Origin of the sequence: Flavobacterium sp. 316 (assembly GCF_000967805.1) — a bacterium.
In the GTDB taxonomy this organism is placed as follows: Bacteria; Bacteroidota; Bacteroidia; order Flavobacteriales; family Flavobacteriaceae; genus Flavobacterium; species Flavobacterium sediminilitoris.
Window position 1 is genome coordinate 370791 of record NZ_JYGZ01000002.1, and the last position, 25196, is coordinate 395986.

Genomic DNA, 25196 nt, shown 5'->3' on the forward strand with positions numbered 1-25196 from the left:
AAAAGCATATTTTATGTATTTACAAAATATAAAACTTTGGAATTTTAGAAAGTTTGGTTCTGATGGAGAATTTAATATTGAAAAACCAAATTTAAATTTAAACTTCTCTAAAGGTTTAAATGTTATTATTGGTGAAAATGATTCGGGAAAAACAGCAATAATAGACGCTATAAAACTTGCTCTAAAAACACATAGTTACGATTACATTAGAGTTGAGGATAAAGACTTTTTTAGCAATTCAAATCGTTTTAGAATTGAATTGATTTTTAGTGGATTAATTCCAGATGAAGCAAAAAATTTTACTGAATGGCTTGGATGGAATGGCTCAGGAGATGATACAGAGCCATATTTAAAACTAAATTATGATGTAAAAAGACAAGAAAAAAAAATTTTACCAAGTGATTTAAAAGCTGGTGCAGATGAAGATGGTTACCAACTAACTGCTGAAGCAAGAGAGTATCTTAAAGCTACATATTTGAAACCGCTAAGAGATGCAGAAAACGAATTAATTGCGAAACGTAATTCAAGATTATCTCAAATTCTATTGGGAGATTCTGCATTTAAAGGAAAAGAAACTGACCATGAACTTGTAATTATATTTGAAAATTTAAGTAGAGAAATTGATAAATATTTTAAAGGTCAATTTGAAATTTCAACAGCGAATGATGAAGGTGAAGAAGTAACTATTTCACCACAAGAAGGAAAGGTCATTAAAGACAAAATTGATGGATATATTAAAGGGTTTTATAGCAATGAATATGAAGCTGAATTTAAAGCTTCATCAAATGATATAAAAAGTATTCTTGAAAAACTAACCTTATTCTTAAAAGATGAATTAAATCCTGGACTGGGAACACTTAACAGGTTATTTATGGCTGCTGAATTACTTCACTTGAACAAATCAAATTGGAGTGGTTTAAGATTAGGTTTGGTAGAAGAATTGGAAGCGCATCTTCACCCGCAAGCCCAAATGCAAGTTATAGAATCTCTTCAAAAGCAGAATGCAATACAGTTAATTCTAACCACACATAGTCCTAATCTAGCATCTAAATTAAAACTCGAAAACTTAATTATTTGTAATAATGGTAATGCTTTTCCAATGGGGTCTGACTATACAAAACTAGACCCCGATGATTATAAGTTTTTAGAAAAGTTTCTTGATACAACAAAGGCTAATTTATTTTTTGCAAAAGGAATCATTTTAGTTGAAGGATGGGCAGAAGAAATACTAATTCCTAGTATTTCAAAAAATATAGGTATTAATTTAACTGAGAAAGGAATTTCAATTGTTAATGTTGGTAGTCTTGCATATAATAGATATGCAAATATTTTCCTTAGAAAAGAAGACCCATTAATGGACATACCAATAGCTATTCTTACAGATTCCGATATTAGGGAATATGAAAAGGTACAAACTGGAGGTGAATCGGTATATCAAAAAAGAGATTTAGCAACAATAAAAACAGAAACAGACCAAAAAATTGCTGATTTAGAAGCCAAATCAGAAAATAATGTACAATATTTCATCGCTCCAAATTGGACTTTAGAATATTCATTGTTTAAATCAAATAGTTTAACAAATACATTTAAAATCAATGCTAAATCTATTCATACTGGAACAGATTGGGACACAGATTTTGAAAAATCGTTAGCTGAAAAATTGATTAATAAAGGGCTAAAAAAAACAGAGATTGCTTACAAAATTGCAAATGCTATTGATGAGGACTTAAAAAATTATGAAGAGAAAAAAATAGATGTAAAAACAATAAATATTGTGACTGATGATGGAGCAGACAGTATTAATTATCTAGTAAAAGCTATAAACTATGTTACAGGAAATTAATATAACTGATGAAGACATACTTTATTCTGAAAAGATTCTTTTACCTGAAGGTAAAACCTTTGATGATGAAAGAAAAGAGTTTATTCGTAATTTTAATACATTAGATTTACAAGCTGTTCCGGGAAGTGGAAAAACTACCACACTATTAGCAAAGCTTTTAATACTAGAGAATAAATTACCATTTTCTGATGGGGCTGGAGTCCTTGTGCTATCTCATACAAATGCCGCAATTGATGAAATAAAACATAAGATACAAAAGCATTGTCCAAAATTATTTTCTTACCCAAATTTTATTGGTACAATTCAAAGTTTTGTAGATGAATTTTTAGCAATTCCTTTCTACTCTTCTAAATTTAAGAAAAAGCCTATTAGAATAGATAGTGAGATTTTTGATGAAATAGCAAGCAGTTATTTTCATAATTTACCAAATTCAGGTGCCAGAAACTGGCTATATCAGCAACACGACCCTGAAAACTTCTTTAAAAATTTAAGATTTGATGTAAACTTAAATTTATTAAAAGGAATGAACGGAGAAGTTTGTTTAAGGCGTCAGAACGATTCCCCAACATATAAAACATTCACAACTATTAAGACCAACATATTAAAATCTGGATTTCTAAATTATGATGATGCATATTTTTTAGCTGAACGTTACTTAATACAGTTCCCTGAAATAAAGAATATTTTGCAAAAGCGTTTTTCCTATGTCTTTGTGGATGAAATGCAGGACATGGATACTCATCAATATGATTTATTGGAAAAACTATTTTTTGACGAGGGAAATAGTATTTCAAATTTTCAACGAATAGGCGATAAAAATCAAGCAATTTACAACTCCGTTAAAGTAAATGAAATTTGGAATGATAGACAAGAAATTTTAAGATTAAGTGGAAGTCAAAGACTAAGTAAGGTAATAGCAGATATAGTTTGTGGTTTTGCTTTACATACTGATGTTGATTTTGAAATTGTCGGATTAAATGAATGTGGGATAAAACCTCATATTTTAGTTTTTGAAAATTCATCAATTAAAGACATTATTCCACATTTTACTCAACTCGTGAAAAACTTTAAAGAAGATGGTAGTTTAATTGATTTTGATAAATATCCCACTAAGGTAGTGGCTTGGAATACTGAATGGAAAACGCAAACAGAAAAAGATAATATTGCTAAACTAAGACTTGTAGATTATTATAATACCTTTAAAAAGAATAAACAAAAACCTAAACAAGACTATAATTGCTTAAAAAGCTATCTTTTATTTTATGATAAAAACAAATTGACACTAGAACCAATTCGAAAAAATATATTGAATGCTTTTTTAAAGATATTGCGCCTTGAAAATATAAATAATGAAGACGGTAGAACCTTTACAAAGAAGAAATTAATAGATTTTATAAAACAAAAAGATTTTGCTTTTCACGAACAATTTAGTCTAAACATCTATAATTGGTCAATTGTTATAATTAAAGGGAAAATAAATGAGATTTGGGATGAAATAAAAGGATATATCCCAGTTTTTTTAAGTGTTTTTCCAGATGCTCAAATTTCATCTAGCTCAAATTTCATATCAACAGATGTTGAAGATATTTTAATTGAAAATATTGAAGAACCAGAAACTACAAACATTTATAAAGAAGGCGAATTAGAGATAGAAGTGACTAGTGTTCACGCTGTAAAAGGACAAACACACTGCGCTACATTATACTTAGAATCTTTTTTTGATAGAGGTTATGGAAATTACGAATCAGAAAGGCTACGGAACCAGTTTTTAGGAACACAGACAATATCTCAAACTCTTGCTTTTGTTCCAAACAGCCATGATAAAATAATACAATCAGCAAAAATGGCATATGTTGGGTTTTCAAGACCTACTAATTTTCTTTGTGTAGCAGTCCATAAAGATAGGTTTAATTCTCGTTTATCTGATATAGATAGAAATAAATGGGAAGTTATTGAAATATAATTTAAAAAATGATAGAGTTTAAAAAGGTGAAGAATTTTATAATTATTACTTATTCAACCGATAGAGATAATAAATGGCTATTTGATAAGTTCGATGAAGAAGAGAATTATGCTTTTCAAAAGGTGTATTCTTTATCAGCTAAAAATTTTTATGGAAAGCAAGAATATAAAAAAAGCGATGAGAATTTTAGTTTTTTTTCAAGTGAGCCTGACCCAGTCGACTTTATTTTTGCGAGATTAGAAGATGAATATTACAAAGTAGATAGAGGTATCTTAGTTGATAAGTTCGACATTTATTTTGATAAAGATTTTGAATTTAACAATAAGGTTTTTATTGCTGAAGGAGATATTTCTATTTTTAAAAAAATAGAACAAGTAATAAATGAGGATATATACATTGGAGGAAACAATCCAAATGCAGTTTCTGAAATTGATTTTAGAGGTATTATAAATGATTTTCCAAGTCAATACGAAAAGAAATTATACTCCGAGGCAAGATTAACCAATGTAATAAAAGAGTTTTTTGCAAGTACAATTAATGCAGAAAAGAAATTTGAAAAATACATTGACAAAAAAGCAACTAACAAAGGCGAAAATTTAATTAAGCTTTTCAGTGATGTTGAATTAATCAAATATCAAACAATACTAAAAAAACTTGAAAATATGCTATCAAGTCAAATTTCCTATTCTGAAAATGATTGGCAGGATGAAATTTTGCAGATAATTTTATTGTTGTATCCAAAATATTTTTTGATATTTAAAGAAGCCCCAATTAAAGCTAGTTATGATAAAGAGAAAAGTATTAGAGATGAAAGATTCATTGATATACTCTTAGTTGATTCTGATGGAAATATTGATTTAATTGAAATAAAAAAGCCCTCAGATTCTTCATTAATGACAAAAGGACAATATAGGAGCAATCATATACCTCTAAGAGAATTATCTGGTACTGTAATGCAAATTGAAAAATATATTTATTACTTAAATAGATGGGGAGAAAATGGAGAAGAGTTTCTGACAAATAAATATAAGGATAAAATTCCTGAAGGATTTGAAATAAGTATTACAAACCCAAAAGGTTTTATAATTATGGGCAGAGAAAGTAATTTATCAGTTGAGCAAAAAAAAGACTTTGAAGTAGTAAAGAGAAAATATAAGAATGTAATTGATATTATCAGTTATGATGATTTATTAAATAGATTAAAGTTTACTATTGAGCAAATAAAAAAGAACTAAACGATAGGATGAGTGATTTTTTTAACAAAAGAACAATAGAATTCGTCTTAAATAGAGAAGATGGTTCAACGGTGTATGCGGATGATTTTTTCGTTAAACCAGAGAATGAAGTTTTCAAATATAGAAATGAATTACAAAAAGCAATTAAAGGAATAAGAGAGCCTTTATTTGTATGTTACTTTTGTGGTCAGAATATTAAAATTAATGGGGGAGGTCAGACAAAGAAAGTTCTCCATTTTGCACATATAAAAGATAGTGATTTTTGCCATATTAAAACAGATAATAATTATTCTCGATTAGAAATATTAAGAGTAAAGTTCAACGGAGCAAAAGAAAGTCCTCTTCACTTTGAAACCAAAAATTTAATTAAAGAATTTATTGAATCAAACAGTCACTTTTCAAATATTAAAGTTGAAAAAGTTTTAAAGAGTAATACTAATTATCTCGAATGGAAAAAACCTGACATTTCAGCAAGTTATAAAAAAATAAATATAGTTTTTGAAATACAATTGTCAACTACTTTTTTAAGTGTCATAGTTGATAGAGAATACTTTTATAAAGAAAATCAAACTTATATATTGTGGGTTTTTAGAAATTTTGTCATTGATGAATTTAAACAACGATTTACCGAAAAGGATGTTTTTTATTCCAATAATCGAAATGCTTTTGTTTTAGATGATGAAGCAATAAATCTATCCCAGCAAAAAAATGATTTATATCTTTTATGCTATTATCAAGTACCAATTATTGAAAACTTAAAAATTCATTACAATTGGGAATGTAAATATGTATGCTTTGAACAATTAATTTTTGATGAGGTTAATTTTAAAGTTTTCTATTTCGATGTTGATAAAGAAGAAAGGATTTTAAAGGAACAAATTTTTACGATTGAAAAGGATTTAAAACTAAAAGAAATTGCAAAACAAGATAAAGAAGAAGCATTAAATTTACAAAATCAAAGAACTTCATATTATGACTATTATTATAATGTAATAGAGAATGAAGAGCTAATAATTGACCGTAAAATACAATATATTAATGAGCAAAATAGATTGTTTGAAGAGCAAAATAGAATTACTAGAATAGAATTAAGAAACGGGTCTTACATTACAAATTATCAACGCTTATTTTTAAATGATTATAATGTAATCTTCGATAAAATTTTTGAACTATTCAAAGGTAAATATGTTTTTACAAAAACTGATTTAAACTTCATTAAACGAGAATTTGAAAATAAAATTTCAACAGATGAAAGATTGAATGAATATTCAATTATCTATTTCATGTCGATAAGTGTTTTTTTAAATAGATTGAGTAAATATGAAGAATTATACAATTCTTATAATAGTTCAATTCAACAACTCCTTTTTGCAATATTGTCTATTAAAAAGAAAAGAGTCATTGGAAGTAACTTCACTAATTTAATCCAAATTGTTAACCATCATACAAATTTGAAAAATGACAGAGTTGTTTATTTTGATGTCATAGTAAAAGCAATAGAAACGTATTGGTGGAATATTGATGAATTTTGTAGTAGTCAAGATAAAAAAGGGTTGTTGAAACCTAAAATACTGAATATTACTAATTGGAAACCTGAACAAGATACTAAATACAATGTAATTGTATCAATAGTTTTTCCAGAAATGAAATTTTAATTATGACTTTAAAAAGAATACCTTTTTTTTACAATAAAAAGACGATAGACTTTATCAATGATTTCGAAAAAACTAAAACGGGAGTTTTTAGAAAACCAAAATCTTCATTAGACGATATTGACGAGGTAGAAATATCCAGTCTAAAGAATGAATTTAAAGTTGAGTTTGACTTTAATAAATTTGTTAGAAGTCGAAAAAATCTAGGAGTAGGGAAAATAGTTAGAAAAGTGAAATTTGAGATTAATGAACAAAAAATAATTTTTGATAGTGTATTTATTAATAAATTTTCAAATCAAAGGTTAGAAGGTTCAATCAATCAATTATATTCTGAAAAGTTTTCAAAATCAAAAAAGCAATATTTCAAATTTATTATTCCAAACTCAAAATCTTTGAACATAAATTATAAAATCGAGCATATAGTATTTGAAAATGATCTTGGAGGAAGTTCATCAGTTGCATCAAAAATATATTTATTAGATGAAGAGATTTTTATATTTGAAGAAAAGGATGAAAATAAAAATAAATACTTAATAATTGAATCTAGAAAAAAACAAACTTATGAGGAATTTAGTAATAAAACATTTGCTTTAAGAATTGCTCTAGGTTATGTAACTGGATATTTCGCTGGGAATAAAGGTTATTTCTTTACTTATTCTAATTCTAAGATGGAAAACTTCAGTGATTTTTATTTTACATCATTAAGAGAAGAAATAAAAACTTTAATGAATCCAATTAATACAAATCCTTTTTCTTGGTTAAATGATAATAGAAAGGTTGCCGAAAAATATTATAAAATGAAAATTTTTAGACCTTTAAAAATTAGTGAATTTTCATTTTTATGCAATGAGTTAATTAATAACGATGAATTTTTAGCTGCAATATTGTTAATTATTGAATCAACAAAAGCAAGTCTTATTTTTAGACCAAGTGGATATTCAATTGCTCTTGAAACACTATCGGATATTATCATTGGAGTAGAGAATGAAAAAATAGCACCAATTAATTCAAAACAAGATTCAAAAGAATTTAGAAAAGATTTAATTGGAGTTCTGAATAAACATTCAACTAAAGAATCTTTTAAAGATGTAAGCACCTTAAAAGTGAGAATTGAAAATATAAATCAAATTACTAATTTAGAGAGTTTGAAGAAACCTTTTTCGATATTGGAAATTTCTTTATTGGAAGAAGATTTGAAAGTAATTAAATCAAGGAATGATTTTTTGCATGGCAGAGTGCCAGATTTTAAAAAGAGTGGTCCAAATCGATCAATTAAATTAAAAGATTATGATTTGTTTTATGCAAGTGTTAGATTATATACTTTATTAAATTTATTAATTTTTAAGTTAATTGGATTTGATAATTATATTTTAAATTTTCCAAAAATATATGAAAAAGATACAAGATATGCTTTAAAAGAAAATTATTTCAGAAAAGTTTAATTCTATTTTTAAAATATTTAATTAGCTTTTCTTTTTACAAAAAACTTAAATCTAAGTAAATTTATAAAAAACAGTCATAGTATTGAATCTATTTCTGTAAATAGATTTTTTTATTAAAAAATAGATTTTTATAATCGAAAGATACACAATATCTATAAATACTTAGAATAATCCTCAGGAATATAAGCGTTTATTTCTCTTAAATATTTTCGTAAAGCAGTTTTTGTAGTGTGTCCTGTAATTGACATAATGGTTGATTCAGCTTCTTCAGGAGTCATTTCCTTTATGAAAGTATTGTATAGCTTAGTTATGAAGGTATGTCTAAAGCTATATAATCCATAGTCTTTACTTAATCCAAACTTCTTTTTTACTTCTAAGAAATAATCAGAATAATCATTTCTTCTGCTAGTTTCATTGGCTTCCCAATATTGCCCAAAATCTTTTCTACCAAACAAAAAAGCATCTTTAGGATAATTGGATAGATCAGGGATTTCATTAATTAAAAGTTGGGGAATTCTTTTTAATTTGAATCCTGTTTTCGTTTTAATTTTTAAAATTTTATCCTTTAAATCAATATCAGCAATCATAATTCTATTTACTTCTACAGGTCTTAAAAAATTGTAAGAAATGAATTTCACATATAAAGAAAGTAACTTATTGTTTTTATCTAAATACTCAAAAATTTTAGTTTCTTCCGTACTAGAATAGGATTTATTTTTTTCAGGATTACTTTTTAATATGGGAATTTTTTGAACAAAGTTTTGAGTTATAATTTCATTTTGTTCTAAAGTAGAAAAAATTGTACTAATATCAGTTCGTGTATTGTTTCTGTTTTTAGCCGAAGTAGCAGTCAAAATTTCATTTAAATAAGTCGTAACGACCTTTTTATTAATTGAATTAATTAATCGGTTCTTAAAGCCGTTTTCGTTTAACCATTTTTCAAATCGTTTTATTCTTCCTTCAAGCCCTTTAAAAGAGGTTAGAGCTAAAGTGTTTTTTTTGATTGTCAGAGCAAATTCAAAAGCATCTTGTATAGATTTTCCTTCTTGCTCTTCATCAAAATTAAATTTGTTTTCAGGGTTATATGGATTAAAACCGCCTTTTAAAAGCACAGATAAATTGCGTTGAATGGTTTTTAACCATTCCATTCGTTCTTTTTTGCCAAAATGTTGTGGAGCATAAATATTATTAGGGTACCTTTCCAAAGATCCGTCTATTATTTTTCTAAAAGAAAAGTAAACATACCAACGCTTAGATAAATCTCCATTTGCGTCATATAGTTTAGGTTCCGAGTATCTTTTCTTTTTCTTCAAATCGTGTTCAAAATCGTGTTCAATGTACAAAAATTTCAATAAACTAGACATAAAAAATGCGGGATTAAATTGCTCTAATCCCGCATAAAATCTAATTCTTACGATTTTTTAAATCTTGTAGCGAAGACGGGAGTTGAACCCGTGACCTCAGGGTTATGAATCCTGCGCTCTAACCAACTGAGCTACCTCGCCATTTTTTTGGTTATACATCCTTGTTGAATGCGGGTGCAAATATATAATTAATTCTCTTTAGTACAAATATTTTTTTAGAAAAATTCTCTTTTTTTCTTTTTGGTTTTTAAATTTATTCTCTCTATATTTCCAAAATAAATTTTTTAAAATGGAAGTAAAAGTAAAATACGAATTAGAATTCCCTTTTCATGCCTCACCATCGCTATTATATCAATATATTTCTACGCCTTCAGGATTGTCTGAATGGTTTGCTGATAATGTAAATTCTAGAGGAGAACTTTTTACGTTTATTTGGGATGACTCAGAAGAAAAAGCGAAGTTAATGGCTAAAAGAACAGGTGAACGAGTTAAGTTTAGATGGCTGGATGAAGATGATAATGACACGGAATATTATTTTGAGATAAAAATAATGGAAGACGATATAACAAAAGATGTATCACTTGTTGTTGTGGATTTTGCAGAAGAAGACGAAATTGAAGAAGCTAAGCTGTTATGGGAAAATCAAATTTCTGATTTAAAACATGTGTTAGGCTCTGTTTAAACTAAATTATAAAGATTATATTTGTCCCGATTTTTAATCGGGATTTTTTGTTATGGTAAATTTTAATGGAAATATACAGGAAACAAGTACTGTAAATATTGAGAGTAATAGAGGTTTTTTATTTGGAGATGCTGTTTTTGAAACAGTTAAGGTATTAAATAATAAGGTTTTATTCTTAGAAGATCATTATTTTAGATTCATGGCTTCTATGCGTATTTTTAGAATGGAAATTCCAATGAACTTTACCATGGAGTTTTTTGAAGAACAAATTTTATTGTTGATTAATGCTGATGAAAACAAAAAATCAGCTTATAGAGTACGATTTTCTGTTTATCGTAAAGGAGATGGATTTTATTTGCCAAAGACAAATGACGTTGAGTTTGTTGTAACTTTTTCTTCTTTAAATGAAGATTTATATGTTATAGAGAATCAATCTTATGAAGTGGAGCTTTATAAAGATGCTTATGTAACAAAACAATTGTTTTCCACTTTGAAATCTAATAACAAAATAATACAAGTTGCAGGAAGTATTTTTGCTTTTGAAAATGACTATGATAATTGTCTTCTTTTAAATGATGAAAAGAATGTTATTGAAGCATTGCAAGGGAATATTTTTATGGTGATGAATAATGTTTTAATTACTCCTCCAGTTGTAGATGGGTGTTTAAACGGAATAATGAGAAAGCAAATCTTAGCTTTGGCAAAGAAAGTTGAAGGTTTGGAAGTAGTTGAAAAATCGATTTCTCCTTTTGATTTACAAAAAGCAGATGAGTTGTTTGTAACGAATGTAATAAAAGGAATTCAACCCATTACTAAATATAGAAAAAAAGAGTTTACTGTAAAAACAGCGACTATGTTGCTGACGAGATTAAATGCTCAGATTCGACTTAATTAAGCATAGGATCTGAAGGAGCATTTGAGAAAAGCACATATTCTCCACCTTGCTCTATTATTTTTTCTTTCCAAAAATGTTGAGAAGATTTTGAAAGTAGTTTGCTTTTTAATTTGTTTTCAGCAATTATCCATGAGTTTTCTTTAAGCTCTTTTTCAAGTTGGTTAGTTTCCCATCCACTGTAGCCTAGAAAAAAACGAATGTTATTTTTTGAAATTTCACCATTATTAATTAATGTTTTAGTGGTTTCAAAATCACCACCCCAATAAATTCCATTAGCAATTTCAATGCTGTTAGGTATTATATTGGGTACATTATGTATGAAGTATAAATTATCTTGCTCAACAGGCCCTCCATTGTAAACTTTAAATACAGCTTCAATTTCTGGCACTAAGTCATTGATGGAATAATTTAGAGGCTTATTCAGTATAAAGCCTACAGATCCTTCATTATTATGTTCGGCAAGCAAAACAACAGAACGATTAAATGAAAGATCTCCTATCGTAGAAGGTTCTGCTATCAGCAAATGTCCTTTTTTGGGTAAAACTGATATCATAAACAAGTTATTTTACTTTAAAATTATCAAAAATAAATTACAAAATCAAATTAATATAAAAAAATCCCGCAATTGCGGGATTTAAATTTTTATGTAAAAAATATATTATTTATTTACTGCCGCGTCTAATTCTGCACCAGCTTTAAACTTAACTACATTTTTAGCAGCAATTTTGATAGTTTTACCAGTTTGTGGGTTTCTTCCGTCTCTAGCAGCTCTTTTAGAAACTGACCATGAACCAAAACCTACTAATGAAACTCTTCCACCTTTGTTCAAAGTGCCTTCAACGTTGCTTAAAAATGACTCTAAAGCTAATTTAGCAGCTGCTTTTGTAATTCCAGCAGAAGCTGCCATTGCATCGATTAATTCTGATTTGTTCATAATAAAATGTTTATTAATTTGGTTAAACTTAATTATTTCTACACAAATTTACTCGTATAACTGGATTGTACAAGTGTTTACAAGGATTTTAGCTAAAAATGTTAATAAAATAGGTGTTTTGTTAATAACCTTATTTGTTTTTAAATAAATTTCACAAATATCACTGTTTATAAGGGCTTATAGCGCAATTGAATTATGACTTAATTGAATTCCGTTTAAAAGTTCTTGAGATGTCATTTTTCGTTTTGCAGGAAATTGTAAATTGTAAATATGGATGAAGCCATCATTTGTAGCAATTTTAATTTCTTTTTTTGTAGCGATTACCTGTCCGATACTAAAATTGTGATCTGTTTTTTCAAAACTAACATCATATAGTTTAACATTCCATTCTTGATTTTCATCTTTTATATAGGTCCATGCTGCTGGATATGGATTTAACCCTCTAATTTGATTGTAAATTTCATTTCCGTTCTTTGTCCAATCAATTTTGCAATTTTCTTTATTGAGTTTATAAGCGGTTTTAATCTCTTCAGTGTCTTTTTGAATAGTTGTTTCCACTTTTCCTTTTGTAATTAATTCTAATGTTTCAATTACGGCTTCACAACCAATATTCATAAGTCTGTCATGTAGTTCTCCAACAGTTTCTTTTTCGCTTATATGTGTTTCTTTATGAAGAATCATAGCTCCAGTATCAATTTTATCATCAATAAAGAATGTGGTAACGCCTGTTTTGGTTTCTCCATTTATAATAGCCCAGTTAATTGGAGCAGCTCCTCTATATTGTGGTAATAGTGAAGCATGTAAATTAAATGTTCCTAGTTTTGGCATTTTCCAAACCACTTCTGGTAGCATTCTAAAAGCGACAACTACTTGTAAGTTTGCTTCTAAACTTTTTAATTCCGTTAAAAAGTCATCTGCTTTTAGATTAGTTGGTTGAAGTAAACGAAGATTTTTTTCAAGAGCATATTGTTTCACTGCACTCATACTTACTTTTTGACCTCTTCCTGCTGGTTTGTCTGGTGCGGTTATAACTCCTACGATATCATAATTGTTTTTATATATAGTGTCGAGAATACCAACAGCAAAGTCTGGTGTTCCCATAAAGACGATTTTTAATTTTTCCATTATTTTAAGTAATATTGATTGTAGTTATTGATAGCTATTTTATCCTTCTCAAGAAGGATTTGAATGGCAAAGATAGTATCTTCTGTTGTTATTGAAAGTTGACTTTCTATTTCTCTTGAAGTTAAGTTTGAATGTTTTAATAAATGAAAAACTTCTTCAACTAGTATAGAATTTGTACTCTTATTGTTTTTTTTAGAAATGCAGAATGAACAAATCCCACATTCGGTTATCTCTTTTTCATCAAAATATTCTAAGAGTAATTTGCTTTTACAAGCATTCGTTTTTGCATAATGAATGATGCTGTTTAATTGATTTGTTTTTAAATCATTCTGTTTTTCTAAAAATTTAGAAACTCTGTTAATGGTTAAAGCATCTTCTCTTACCTCATTAAATGTTATACTACTGTCATTATTTTGAACTTGAAGAGTAATGTAGTGTTCTTTTTCTAAATTGGTAACCACTTTTAAGATGTTGTCTTCTGTAGTATTTGCTTTTTTTGCAATGAGAGAAGTGTTTATTTGTGTCTCTAATTCGAAAACTCCAGAATAAGTTCTTAGTATGGTTGTGATAATGTTTTCTGAATGAGGATTTAAACTCATATAGCGTATTATTTCTTTACTTGGAGTTGTGAATTGGATGCTGATTTTTTCAGAGAATTCATTTTGAAGTGAAATAATAGCTTGTCTGTCTAAAAATTGAAGAGCATTATATGTTTTTAGAACAGGAAATTTATATTGTGTACAAAACTGATTTAGATTAAAAGAAAAGGTTTCGTTAAAGCCTTCTCCATAAGCAATTTGAAAATAATTGTTTAGTTTAATGTATACTTCTTTTAAGAAAGTTTTGTCGGGAAGAACAGAAATAAATTGATTTTTAGCTGCTTTGATGTCGTTTGAATCAATTAAAAGAATTCCAAATGCTTTTTCGTTATTTCGACCAGCTCTACCAGCTTCTTGATAATAATTTTCTAAGTTTTCAGGTAATTGTATATGAATTACTGTTTTAACATCGGGTTTGTCAATTCCCATTCCAAATGCATTTGTAGCCACTATAACTTGAACTTTGTTTTGCATCCAAAGTGCCATGTTTGTGTCTTTTTCTTTTATATTTAATCCTCCATGAAAATATGTGCTAGAAATGTTTAATGCTTTTAGTTGGTTTGATATTTCAATGCATGATTTTCTATTTCGAACATAGATGATACTCGATTGTGGGTTTTTTGTAAGAATCTGCTTTATCTTATGAAATTTATCTTCAGTATTAATTACATGATAAGCTAGGTTTTCTCTGGCAAAAGACTTTTTGAAAACAATTGGATTTTCTAATGCGAGATTTTCTATTATATCTTTTTGAACACGTTCTGTAGCAGAAGCAGTTAAAGCAAGAAATGGAGTTGTTTTGAAATGTGCTTTAAGTAAATTTATTTTTAAATATGCCGGTCTAAAATCATGTCCCCATTGACTTACACAGTGTGCTTCATCAATGGCAATTAAGTTTATAGGCAATTGTTTTAGTCTTTCAATAATCCAGTCTTGTTGTAATCTTTCAGGTGAAAGGTATAGAAATTTGTAATTTCCAAACTGGCAATTGTCTAATAATTCTATAATTTCATTTTGGGAAATACCACCTAAAAGTGCGATTGCTTTAATGTTTCTGCTTTGTAAATTCTGAACCTGATCTTTTATAAGAGCAATTAATGGAGAAATAACAAGACAAATGCCTTCTTTTATCATTGCAGGAACTTGATAACAAACAGATTTTCCACCGCTTGTAGGAAGTAATGCAAATGTATCCTTATTTTTTAAAACAGAATTTATGATTTCTTCTTGCGGTTCTCTAAAATTTTCGTGTTTCCAGTACTTTTGAAGAATTTGTAAAGTTTCAGACATTTGGGTGGGTTAACTTAGAAATGCTAAAATTACAAAAACTATTTAGAAATATGTTTCATTACAAAGTCAACTCTAGTTTCTACTGAACCTTTTGGAACTTCAATTAAATCATATCCAAAACTAGTATACGTTTCTTTTAAATGTTTATGAAGTAAAGTAGCCTGTTCATAAGTTTCATATCTTTCAGTATCACTTACATATATTTCTTTCCATGGAGGTAATAGAAAAACTTTAGTGTATTTATGTTCAGCACAAGCTTTGTGAAAAGATTCTGGATAGCTATCACCAATATAATGCATATAAGCCAAAACGTCGGGCAAACCTCTATCTATGAAAATAGTATTTTCTTCTTCTTTTATAGCTTGATTGAATTGTTTTATTCGTCCTTCTAATAAAAGTTCGCTAAATAGTAATGGTTTTTCTAGAAATAGTTGTTCAATTCCTTGTTTTTGAGCTTCTTTAATTACATCTCTTGAAATTTCAGGATAACATATATGCCCTTTTTCAATTAATGCGTTAATTAAAGTTGTTTTTCCAGAACTTGGTCCACCTATTAAAACTATTATTTCTTTATTCATGAGTTAATTAAATCTGAAATGCAAAAGTAGTTTTTTTTAAAAATGTATTCAACTTTTAAATTTTATGCTTTTTAAAATATTTATTCTTAACATAAAAAAGTATATTTGCTATTCAAAAAAAGAATGAGGATGGACAAGAAAACAGAAGACTTTTATTTGCGTTTAAAAGAAGAATTGGCTAATAATACATTATGGCCGTCAGAATACTTATATAAATTTATTGTGCCTTCAGAAGGGAATAAAACAGAACAAGTTGAAAAGGCATTTGATAAAATGGGCGCAGTAATTACAACAAAACATTCAAAAACGGGAAAATACACTAGTGTTTCAGTAAGTGTTCAAATGAAAGATCCACAAAGTGTCATTGATAAATATCAAGAACTTTCAGTAATTGAAGGTATAATATCATTATAATTATGGAAGTAAAATCTGAAGCTGTATCACAATTAGAATATAATTCAATAAGAGAACAATTAATTATTCCGGAATATGGGAGACATTTACAAAAATTAATTGATCAAATTACAGTAATTAAAGATAAAGAAGAGCGAAATAAAGCAGCTAAATATGTTATTTCGGTTATGGGGTCTTTAAATCCTCACTTACGAGATGTGCCTGATTTTCAGCACAAGTTATGGGATCAGTTGTTTATAATGTCTGATTTTAGATTAGAAGTAGATTCTCCATATCCAATACCTTCAAGAGATGTTTTAAATCAAAGACCAGATACATTAAATTATCCTCAAAATTTCCCAAAATATCGTTTTTATGGTAATAATATTACGTATATGATAGATGTTGCTATGAAATGGGAAGAAGGAGACATGAAGAGTGCTTTGATATTAGTTATAGCAAATCACATGAAAAAATGTTATTTGAGCTGGAACAAGGAAACAGTTGAAGACGAAGTTATCTTTAATCATTTATTAGAATTATCAGACGGAAAAATTAACTTGTTTAAATCAAATGAGGAACTTTCTAATTCGCATAACCTTATGAAGGTGAATAAGAAAATGTCTAATAAATCTCAATTTAATTCTAATAATAAGAATTCAAATACTAAGAACATTCATAAAAAGAAAAGTATAAATCCTAAAAACCAAAAACGAAAATAAGTTTATGGGAACATTCCAAATAGAAGGCGGAAAAGCACTTAAAGGAGAAATTACACCTCAAGGAGCAAAAAATGAAGCATTACAAGTATTGTGCACTGTTTTATTAACCACCGAAAAAGTTACGATTACTAATATTCCAGATATTATTGATGTAAATAAATTGATTACATTATTAGGGAATTTAGGTGTTAAAATTAAAAAGAATGGACATGGTTCTTATACTTTCCAAGCAGATGAAGTTAATGTAGGGTATTTAGAAACAGAAGCTTTTAAAAAAGAAGGAGGATCATTGAGAGGTTCAATCATGATTGTAGGACCTTTGTTAGCTCGTTTTGGAAAAGGATATATTCCAAAACCAGGAGGAGATAAAATAGGAAGAAGGAGATTAGATACTCATTTTGAAGGGTTTATTAATTTAGGAGCTAAATTTAGATACAATAGAGAAGATCACTTTTACGGTGTTGAAACGACAGAAAGATTGAAAGGTACTTATATGTTACTTGATGAAGCATCAGTTACAGGTACTGCAAATATTGTTATGGCGGCTGTCTTAGCAGAAGGAATAACCACAATTTATAATGCTGCTTGTGAACCTTACTTACAGCAATTGTGTACAATGCTAAATTCAATGGGAGCTAAAATAACTGGAGTTGGCTCTAATAAATTAATTATTGAAGGAGTAGATCAACTAGGAGGTTGTGAGCATAGAATTTTACCTGATATGATTGAAATCGGTTCTTGGATAGGTCTTGCAGCTATGACAAGAAGTGAAATAACAATAAAAGATGTAAGTTGGGATAACCTAGGACAAATACCAAATGTATTTAGAAAACTAGGAATTACAATTGAAAGAAGAGGAGATGATATTTTTATTCCAGCTCACAAAGATGGATATCAAATTAAAACAGATATTGATGGCTCAATATTAACTATTGCCGATGCTCCATGGCCTGGTTTTACACCTGATTTATTAAGTATCGTTTTGGTTGTAGCTACACAAGCAAAAGGAGAAGTTTTAATTCATCAAAAAATGTTTGAAAGTCGTTTGTTCTTCGTAGATAAACTAATTGATATGGGAGCAAAAATTATACTTTGTGATCCACATAGAGCCATTGTTATTGGTCATAACTTTCAGTCTCAATTGAAAGCTACAACAATGACTTCTCCAGATATTAGAGCAGGAGTTTCATTATTAATTGCAGCTCTTTCTGCTAAAGGAACAAGTACAATTCAAAATATTGAACAAATAGATAGAGGATATGAAAGAATAGGGGAACGATTAACAGCTATAGGTGCTAATATTGTTCGAGTTTAATAAAATTAAAATATTCTTTAATTTAATAATAAGCTAAACTTTAAAACTGAGTTTAGCTTTTTTTAATTCCATGGAAATAGAATTTTACGTTATACTATTGCTCTGTTTAGCTTCATTTATAGCAGGTTTTATAGATGCAATTGTAGGAGGAGGTGGATTGATACAAACACCAGCGGCTTTAATATTATTGCCAAATATAAGTGTTGCTCATGTTATTGGAACTTTAAAAGTCCCTGCTTTTAGTGGAACAAGTATTGCAACCTATCAATTTCTTAAAAAGGTAAAAATTAATTGGAAGCTATTTGGAATAATGGCTTTAGTTTCTTTTGTTTTTGCTTATGTAGGTTCAAGTTTATTGAATGTGATGAAGAATGACTTTATGAAACCAGTATTGTTTATAATATTAGTTTTATTATTAATCTATACATATTTGAAGAAAGATTTTGGTCAATTTCAAATTAGTAAACTAAGTAAAAAGAGGCAATACATTTACACAATGTTAATTTGTGTTGTAATTGGTTTTTATGATGGATTTATTGGTCCAGGAACAGGGAGTTTATTGATTATGGCATTTATTGCTATTTTAGGATTCGATTTTTTAAAAGCATCTGCTTATGCAAAATTGGTTAATTTGGCAACTAATATTGGTTCAATAACATTATTTGTAATAAAAGGAAAAATTATTTGGGCAGTTGCTATTCCTATGGCAATTTGTAATGCATTAGGTGCTTGGATAGGAGCAAGATTAGCTATTTCAAAAGGGAATGGATTTATTCGTGTTTTATTCTTAGTTATTGTTGGAATTGCTTTACTTCGATTTGGATATGATGTTTTTCTAAAATAAAAAAATCACATTATCATTTTTGAAGATGTGATTTTTAATGTATTAAAAAGAATTATAGGCTAAGATACCCAATTCTTCTTTTGTACAAACTTAGAATACCAATATAAAAATAAAGCTACAATAAGAATTAGTATTGTCATAAACATTGCTCCAGGACCATAAACTGCTATAGATTTTATTACAAATAAGTTGTGATACATTTGTATGATTACACCTAATAGAGACAATCCAAAAAAGAATTGCGCCCATTTTTTTCTAAGTAATAATGAAATGCAACCTAAAACAGCAGAAAAAACAGCAACTGCGAAAGCAGCAATAGCCCAAGAAGGTGTATTTGCAATAGCTTGTAGTTGCTCTTCATTATACATTGCTTTAAAACTTTCAGTGTTGTACGCTTGTTGAAGGTATTGATTAACCCCCATTAAATTCCAGATTAATGCTAGAATGCTAATAATCCAAAAAGATTTGCTTGGTTTTGTCATGATTATATTTTTCTGGTTAGTTAAATCTAATTTAAGAAAAAAAATCAACAATTTTTAAAAACGTAGCCCAAACATGATTCCATCTCCTTGATAACCATTCTGATAAGCTCTAATGTAATCAATACGTAAAAAACGAAACTTTCCAAAACCAATGTTGTCAAATCCAACACTAAATTCTTGATATGGTTTAGTGTTTGGCACATTAATTTGATGAAAACCACCTACTAAATTCCATTGTAGTTTGTTTAATAATGGAATTTTATTCATAATATAACCTTTAAAATTATGCTGTAAATGAGTTTCTATATATGCATCATTTGTAGAATTTGAATAGTAAGGTAGAAGATTAAAAGAATTAATATAACTTCCTCTAAAATTTACATGTGTTTGATTTCCATTGAAATGTTTGTAATCTATGAAAGAAATATTATCAGCGTTAAAAAACTTTCCACCTCTAATATTTACAGAAAACTCTCCTTTGTTTCCAAATGTCTTATTATAATCAATTCTTCCAGCAATAAAATCGTAATTATAGTTTGAATTAGTACCTCCAAAGCCTTTCTCATAAGCGAAACTTAAAACAGGATACTTGTCATCTTGAATATTGATTTTTCCATCAGGTCTTGAAATGTATTTTTGTCCAAACCGAATTCTAGTAGAAAGATTGAATTTAAAAATACTATGTTTTTCAAATGCTGAGGTATAATTATAAGGTTGTAAAGGATTATTTGAAAAATAATCATCATTGTTTTTTATAAGTGTGTAATCAGTATTATTAAATAATGTATGTCTGTTTTCATAGGTTAATTTTCCATTTGCAGAAATACCATTGACAACTTCTTGACCGTATGCAATTTCTGCAAATTCTTTGTTGTATAATTTCATGAAGTTATTCTTAAAGAATAATGTACTTATAGAGTTTATAAAAGCAGAAATAGGCTCATTATCGTTAAACTGACTTATAGCGCTTCCACCAGAAATAATAAGATTAGCGTAATTTTTAGTATTGAAACGATGATAGAAACGACCATTAACTCTTAATCTATCTTCAGCAAAACCATAATTAAATGTAGTGTTTATTGAAGTAAATTTACCAGTTTCTTCATTCCATTTTCTAAATGAAAAACCACTATTTAAGTTCCATCCTTGAACAGTATTAAAACTTAACGATGAGAGGTCGGTAACGCCTTGATAACTAAAATTCCATTTTTTATGCGAATTTTTATAAGTATAACCATTTATAATGTCAAAGACTTTAAATTTATTTGATTTAGCGTCTATCGAGTCTAAATATGTTTTTGATTTTCTTATAGTTTGAATACTATCTTTCTTAATGTAGTTTTTTGTTTCTTCTTCAGTTAATGGAACAGGTCTAGTATTTTTCCAAAATGAATCTTCCTTTTTATTTGCATTTTCTGCAAAAGTGACAATTTCATTTCCAAACGTTTTCTTTTCAAAACTATCTTTGAATTTGTAATTGCTAAAAACATGAGTGAATTTTCCAGTAAACTTCATACCAAAAATTCCCGCATCAAAATCTAGTGATTGCACATTTTTAACCCAAAGTTTCGATTCTTTATTGTAACTGAAATTTTGAATTAATTTCATGGTTTCTAAAATGGGTTGTTGCATTCTATAACCTTTAATGTCTAAATCAATCCCATAAATTGCCCAACTATCTTCTACTATGTAGATGTAACCTTCAAAAACAGGTTCTTTATCTCTTTTAGGTGTTACTTGGATTTTGTTTATTAATTGATTTTTATCATCGTAAAAGGTACTTTCTAATTTATATTTATAATAATTAAAAGCATTATCTGCTATTGGTGAAATCATATTAATATCGAAATCCACATAGTTTTCATAAAAATCATAATTAGTGTTTAAGGCTGTATTGTAGCTAAATCCGCTGTCGTCACCTGCAATTTTAGAGGCTATTATTTCTTCTTTTAAATTATTAGGCTTTTCAAACTTAATTCTTGATACGGTTTCAGATAAGTAAATCACACCACTTCTAGTTGAATCCAAGCTTCCATCAATGTCACCTACTTCAAATCCCATAATTTTTTTCGGAATGTCTTTTACTTTAAAAATACCTCTCGAATAAAAATCAGCTTCAAATTTGTCTGTTTTTGCAGCATTTATCTTTTTTGATGCAATTGCTTTTTGAATAATTTCATTCGCTGGATTTATACCATTTTGAACTACAACTTCATTCAGTTGAAAATTTTCTTCTTCAAGTATAACATTAAGTTCTTGAGATGAAGAAATTGTATTTATTTCTTTTTTTTGAGTTTTATAACCTAAATATTGAAATAAGAGAACAGTATTTCCTGAATTAATATAATTTAATTCATATTTTCCATTTTCGTTTGTAGTTGTACCTATATAGGTATCTTGAATATAAATGTTTACAAAAGGTAATACATTACCATTAGTGTCAGTAACAGTTCCTTTTATCTGCGAAACAATTATATTGGCAAATAGGAAGAACAATAAAGAGAAAAGTTGTTTCATTTGAATGGGTTTATTTAATAGACGAGTTTTCCTTGTAAAAGGTTGTATCAATTTCTCATAAATAAATATTTAATAAAAAAAGCAATATTATACTCTATAAAAAATATAGGGAGTAAATTATAAAAAAGACTGAATGGCTAACTCATAGCTTTTTAAACCAAAACCTATAACGATTCCTTTTACATTTGGTGAAATATAAGATTGATGCCTAAAAGATTCTCGGGAAAAAGTGTTTGAAATATGAACTTCAATAACAGGTGTTGTAATTCCTTTTATAGCATCACCTATGCCTATTGAAGTATGTGTATAAGCTCCTGCATTTAAAATAATTCCATCATAAGAGAAACCGACTTCGTGTAATTTATCTATAATTTCACCTTCAATATTACTTTGATAATACTCAAAAACAATATTGGGGAATTTATTTTTTAATTGTTCAAGATATTCCTCAAACGTTAAACTACCATAAATTTCAGGTTCTCGTTTGCCAAGTAAATTAAGATTAGGACCATTAAGAATAAGTAATTTCATAAGATTCAAGAATTTGAGTAAAAATAAAAAAACCATTCAACTAATGAATGGTTTTATAGTAAGTTTATGAATAATTTTAAAAAAGGATTCCTGCTGACAATTGGAATACACTATTTTTTGCTTCAGCATTTTTAGAAATCTCTGTTAGACCAAGTGTGTATCGTGCTTGTGCAAAAAGGTTGTCTGTGATTCTTAATCTTAAACCACCATTAACTCCAAAATCGAAAGAATTATAATCGTTTAAATCAAATTCATCTTTTTTGCTTAGTAAGAACGATGCTTGCGGACCCACTTCTAATGCAAGACTTTTGCTTAAACCTATTTTGGCTAAAAGTGGAACAGAAATATAACCTAACTCATTTTTAAACTCATCTACAGCATTCTTATAGGATGCACCTTGAGTTGAATATAATAATTCAGGTTGAAAAGCAAACGATTCTGATATTCTTATTTCAGCTAATAATCCAGCATGATAACTTGTTATAGCATCTGTTTTTATAGATGTGTCTGTTAAATTAGCATAATTTATACCTGCTTTTATCCCTATTTTTAATGTTTGCGCATTAGTTATTCCTGTAACTAATAATAATACAATGACTAAAAAATGTGTTTTTTTCATAAGATTTAGATATTAAAATTATTTCTAAGACTGAATATGTTTATAGTTATAAACGATGAATGTGTAATAAAAATTGTGCTTAAAATAATTTATTTACACAGTAAAGGTAGTAATATGAAGAATGTGTTCTTTAAAAAAATGCAATGTAAAAGATTATTGTGTAGGTTTTAAAGATTAAAAAGTTAATATTTTATACAGTGTGTATATTATAATTTTCGATTAAAATAATTTGTTTAAAGATATTTTTTTATTCATTTAATAAGATTTTTAATTTAAGAATCTAAAATCATAAGATTTATAATAAGAATAAGTTAGATTGATGTTGCATTTTAGCCTTTAAAAAAGTTAATTATTTGTGAATTTATAACTTAAAAATCATTGAAATGTTAATGTTGTAGTAACATGAAACATTTTTTTTAAAACATAAGTATTTGATTGTTAAAGTGTTTTGTTGTTTTTGGGGTAAAAGAAAGAAAATTAGCTAGATTTTATGATTTGTAGTTAAAGGAAAATAGCATAAATTTGCCCCGAATAACTAAAATTTAAATTAAAAATAGAATGAAAAAAGTATTATTTGCTGCTGTAGCAGTATTTGCATTTAGCTTTGCTAATGCACAAGAAGAAGGAGAATCTTTTGGTTTCTCTGAAGGAGATGTTTTTGTTGAAGGTAATTTAAGCTTTGGAACTAACAAAGATGAAAATGCTGGAACTGAAATTAAAACAAACAATTTTAGATTTAACCCAAAAGGTGGTTACTTTATTGCTGATAAATTAGCTTTAGGAGTTGAATTAGGTGTAGGTTCTTCAAAAGAAGAAACAACTATAACTGGTGCTGGTTCAACAGAAGAAACGTCAAATTCTTTCAATGCGGGAGTATTTGCTCGTTATTATTTCTTAGATTTAGGACAAAGATTTAAAACATATGCTGAGGCAGGGTTAGGTTTTGGTTCAGAAAAATGGGAAGAAGATGGAGTAGAGACTCAAAAAGATACTAATTTTGGTTTAGGTATTGATTTAGGAATTCAATATTTTGTAACTTCTAACGTAGCAATCAATTTTGGTTTATCAGATGTATTGTCTTTTGAATCAGGTAAATCTGAATTTCCAGGTGGAGGAGAAACAAAAAACAATTCTGTTAATGGGAATTTTAATGTTTTCAATAACTTCTTTACTACAGCAACATTTGGTTTAACTTACAAATTCTAATTTGTAAATTTTATAGCATTAAAAATCCCGCAATTGCGGGATTTTTTTTGTTAATTATAGTACTTCTTTTTTTGTAAGCTTTTTTTCTCTTTTTCAGGTTATTTTTTTATAATTTTGCAGCACTATAAAAATTAAAATATAAAAAAATGAAAAAATTATTACTATCTGTAATTGCATTGTACACATTTAGTCTTGTTAATGCACAAGATGAAATCTTAGTTAATCCAATTCTTTCTAAAAAAGGAGAAAACTATTTACCAGAAATGGACGATTGGGCTATTAGTTTTAATGCTGATGGAATTTTTGAATATATAGGAAATGCTTTTAATGGTACTTTAGATAATAGAGCACCAGGTGTTGATTATATAAGAAGTAACACTTTTGTAGGGAAAAAATTTATTTCAGATAAAAAAGCATATAGAGTTGTAGCAAATTTAGGGTTTAATAATAACTCTAGAACAAGTATCAGTTCAGGATTAGAACCTGCTAATGCAAATAAAGAAGTTAAAACAAATGCATTTGATGCGGCTTTAGGTTTAGGAAAAGAATGGAGAAAAGGAAATACACGTTTGCAAGGTTTTTATGGAGCAGATGTATTGTTAACGGCTAATTCTTCAAATTCTGAGACTACTTTTAATGCTATTTCAGATGGTGAGTTTATACAAAGTACTGAAAACAAATCAGGTTTAGGTTTAGGTTTAGGAATCCAAGGTTTTTTAGGAGCGGAATATTTTATTTTTCCTAAATTCGCGATAGGAGCACAATATACTTACAGAGTAGGATTTGATATTCAAGGAAATTCTGAAACAACAACTACGGTTGGTACAGCAGATCCTGTAACTTCAGATAATGGGAAAAGTTCTTCGTTTGGATTAGGTAATGTAGGAATTGCATCAATTAATTTGACATTACATTTCTAGGTTTTAATCCCTATTTACAATATAAAATCCTGACAAACGTCAGGA

Annotated in this window: 23 protein-coding genes and 1 tRNA gene; 13 read left to right on the top strand and 11 right to left on the bottom strand. The window is 28.0% G+C overall.

Translation table 11 applies throughout. The features are described 5' to 3' along the window. The first annotated feature begins 13 nt into the window (after window positions 1-13). Genes SY27_RS05245 through SY27_RS05265 form a run of 5 tightly spaced genes read left to right on the top strand, consistent with a single transcriptional unit; the run spans window position 14 to window position 8135 of the window. On the top strand, window positions 14-1843 hold the full coding sequence (locus SY27_RS05245; RefSeq protein WP_045967880.1) for an ATP-dependent endonuclease: 1830 nt from the start codon (window positions 14-16) through the stop codon (window positions 1841-1843). Then, the gene (locus SY27_RS05250; RefSeq protein WP_045967882.1) at window positions 1827-3806 is read left to right on the top strand and encodes a UvrD-helicase domain-containing protein; all 1980 of its coding nucleotides are present in this window, start codon (window positions 1827-1829) and stop codon (window positions 3804-3806) included. Before SY27_RS05245 ends, SY27_RS05250 begins: the two co-directional genes overlap by 17 nt. 8 nt (window positions 3807-3814) lie before the next feature. After that, window positions 3815-5041, top strand: a complete 1227-nt coding sequence (locus SY27_RS05255) for a Shedu immune nuclease family protein (RefSeq protein ID WP_045967884.1) — start codon at window positions 3815-3817, stop codon at window positions 5039-5041. Between the two features lie 8 nt (window positions 5042-5049). Next, window positions 5050-6696 (top strand): DUF6035 family protein, encoded by a 1647-nt coding sequence (locus SY27_RS05260; protein ID WP_045967886.1) that lies wholly within the window; start codon window positions 5050-5052, stop codon window positions 6694-6696. A gap of 2 nt (window positions 6697-6698) precedes the next feature. Beyond that, window positions 6699-8135 (top strand): hypothetical protein, encoded by a 1437-nt coding sequence (locus SY27_RS05265; RefSeq protein ID WP_045967888.1) that lies wholly within the window; start codon window positions 6699-6701, stop codon window positions 8133-8135. Between the two features lie 152 nt (window positions 8136-8287). On the opposite strand, the gene SY27_RS05270 is transcribed toward SY27_RS05265, so the two are convergent. Together SY27_RS05270 and SY27_RS05275 are read right to left on the bottom strand one after the other, a co-directional pair. Further along, on the bottom strand, window positions 8288-9499 hold the full coding sequence (locus tag SY27_RS05270) for a tyrosine-type recombinase/integrase (protein ID WP_045967890.1): 1212 nt from the start codon (window positions 9497-9499) through the stop codon (window positions 8288-8290). Window positions 9500-9566: 67 nt separating this feature from the next. Further along, a tRNA-Met gene (locus SY27_RS05275) sits at window positions 9567-9640 on the bottom strand. A 148-nt stretch (window positions 9641-9788) separates the two neighbouring features. On the opposite strand from SY27_RS05275, the gene SY27_RS05280 reads away from it, so the two are divergent. Together SY27_RS05280 and SY27_RS05285 are read left to right on the top strand one after the other, a co-directional pair. After that, a complete protein-coding gene (locus tag SY27_RS05280; protein ID WP_045967892.1) occupies window positions 9789-10181 on the top strand; it encodes an START-like domain-containing protein in 393 nt (130 codons plus the stop codon). A 52-nt stretch (window positions 10182-10233) separates the two neighbouring features. After that, the gene (locus SY27_RS05285) at window positions 10234-11076 is read left to right on the top strand and encodes an aminotransferase class IV (RefSeq protein ID WP_045967894.1); all 843 of its coding nucleotides are present in this window, start codon (window positions 10234-10236) and stop codon (window positions 11074-11076) included. Here SY27_RS05285 and SY27_RS05290 read toward each other — a convergent pair. From SY27_RS05290 to SY27_RS05310, 5 genes are all read right to left on the bottom strand, one after another. Continuing rightward, on the bottom strand, window positions 11069-11629 hold the full coding sequence (locus SY27_RS05290) for a YqgE/AlgH family protein (protein ID WP_045967896.1): 561 nt from the start codon (window positions 11627-11629) through the stop codon (window positions 11069-11071). The genes SY27_RS05285 and SY27_RS05290 overlap by 8 nt on opposite strands. Before the next feature lie 105 nt (window positions 11630-11734). After that, a complete protein-coding gene (locus SY27_RS05295) occupies window positions 11735-12010 on the bottom strand; it encodes an HU family DNA-binding protein (protein WP_045967898.1) in 276 nt (91 codons plus the stop codon). A 177-nt stretch (window positions 12011-12187) separates the two neighbouring features. Further along, window positions 12188-13135 (bottom strand): methionyl-tRNA formyltransferase, encoded by a 948-nt coding sequence (gene fmt / locus SY27_RS05300; RefSeq protein WP_045967900.1) that lies wholly within the window; start codon window positions 13133-13135, stop codon window positions 12188-12190. After that, window positions 13135-15024, bottom strand: coding sequence for an ATP-dependent DNA helicase RecQ (locus tag SY27_RS05305; protein WP_045967902.1), 1890 nt, complete (start codon window positions 15022-15024; stop codon window positions 13135-13137). The genes fmt and SY27_RS05305 overlap by 1 nt, the downstream gene beginning before the upstream one ends. Before the next feature lie 38 nt (window positions 15025-15062). Beyond that, a complete protein-coding gene (locus SY27_RS05310) occupies window positions 15063-15602 on the bottom strand; it encodes an AAA family ATPase (protein ID WP_045967904.1) in 540 nt (179 codons plus the stop codon). Window positions 15603-15731: 129 nt separating this feature from the next. On the opposite strand from SY27_RS05310, the gene SY27_RS05315 reads away from it, so the two are divergent. The 4 genes from SY27_RS05315 (at window position 15732) to SY27_RS05330 (ending at window position 18876) form a co-directional block, all read left to right on the top strand. Next, complete coding sequence (locus tag SY27_RS05315; protein WP_200894132.1) at window positions 15732-16016, top strand: DUF493 family protein; 285 nt, start codon at window positions 15732-15734, stop codon at window positions 16014-16016. Window positions 16017-16018: 2 nt separating this feature from the next. After that, window positions 16019-16717, top strand: coding sequence for a DUF4290 domain-containing protein (locus SY27_RS05320; RefSeq protein WP_045967908.1), 699 nt, complete (start codon window positions 16019-16021; stop codon window positions 16715-16717). A gap of 4 nt (window positions 16718-16721) precedes the next feature. After that, on the top strand, window positions 16722-18032 hold the full coding sequence (gene murA / locus SY27_RS05325; RefSeq protein ID WP_045967910.1) for a UDP-N-acetylglucosamine 1-carboxyvinyltransferase: 1311 nt from the start codon (window positions 16722-16724) through the stop codon (window positions 18030-18032). A 76-nt stretch (window positions 18033-18108) separates the two neighbouring features. Next, entirely contained in the window at window positions 18109-18876 is a 768-nt protein-coding gene (locus tag SY27_RS05330) for a TSUP family transporter (RefSeq protein ID WP_045968298.1), read from the top strand. A 59-nt stretch (window positions 18877-18935) separates the two neighbouring features. Here SY27_RS05330 and SY27_RS05335 read toward each other — a convergent pair whose 3' ends face one another. The 4 genes from SY27_RS05335 to SY27_RS05350 form a co-directional block, all read right to left on the bottom strand. Continuing rightward, a complete protein-coding gene (locus SY27_RS05335) occupies window positions 18936-19358 on the bottom strand; it encodes a hypothetical protein (protein WP_045967911.1) in 423 nt (140 codons plus the stop codon). A gap of 54 nt (window positions 19359-19412) precedes the next feature. Then, window positions 19413-21875 carry a DUF5686 and carboxypeptidase regulatory-like domain-containing protein gene (locus SY27_RS05340; protein ID WP_045967913.1) on the bottom strand — a complete coding sequence of 821 codons (2463 nt, stop codon included), beginning with the start codon at window positions 21873-21875 and terminating at the stop codon, window positions 19413-19415. Window positions 21876-21992: 117 nt separating this feature from the next. Next, complete coding sequence (gene aroQ / locus SY27_RS05345; protein ID WP_045967915.1) at window positions 21993-22406, bottom strand: type II 3-dehydroquinate dehydratase; 414 nt, start codon at window positions 22404-22406, stop codon at window positions 21993-21995. Between the two features lie 76 nt (window positions 22407-22482). Beyond that, window positions 22483-23025: a porin family protein gene (locus SY27_RS05350; RefSeq protein ID WP_045967917.1), complete on the bottom strand. Its 543-nt coding sequence runs from the start codon at window positions 23023-23025 to the stop codon at window positions 22483-22485. Between the two features lie 558 nt (window positions 23026-23583). On the opposite strand from SY27_RS05350, the gene SY27_RS05355 reads away from it, so the two are divergent. Continuing rightward, complete coding sequence (locus SY27_RS05355) at window positions 23584-24231, top strand: outer membrane beta-barrel protein (protein WP_045967919.1); 648 nt, start codon at window positions 23584-23586, stop codon at window positions 24229-24231. Between the two features lie 146 nt (window positions 24232-24377). After that, window positions 24378-25151 carry a hypothetical protein gene (locus tag SY27_RS05360; protein ID WP_045967922.1) on the top strand — a complete coding sequence of 258 codons (774 nt, stop codon included), beginning with the start codon at window positions 24378-24380 and terminating at the stop codon, window positions 25149-25151. Window positions 25152-25196: the final 45 nt, after the last annotated feature.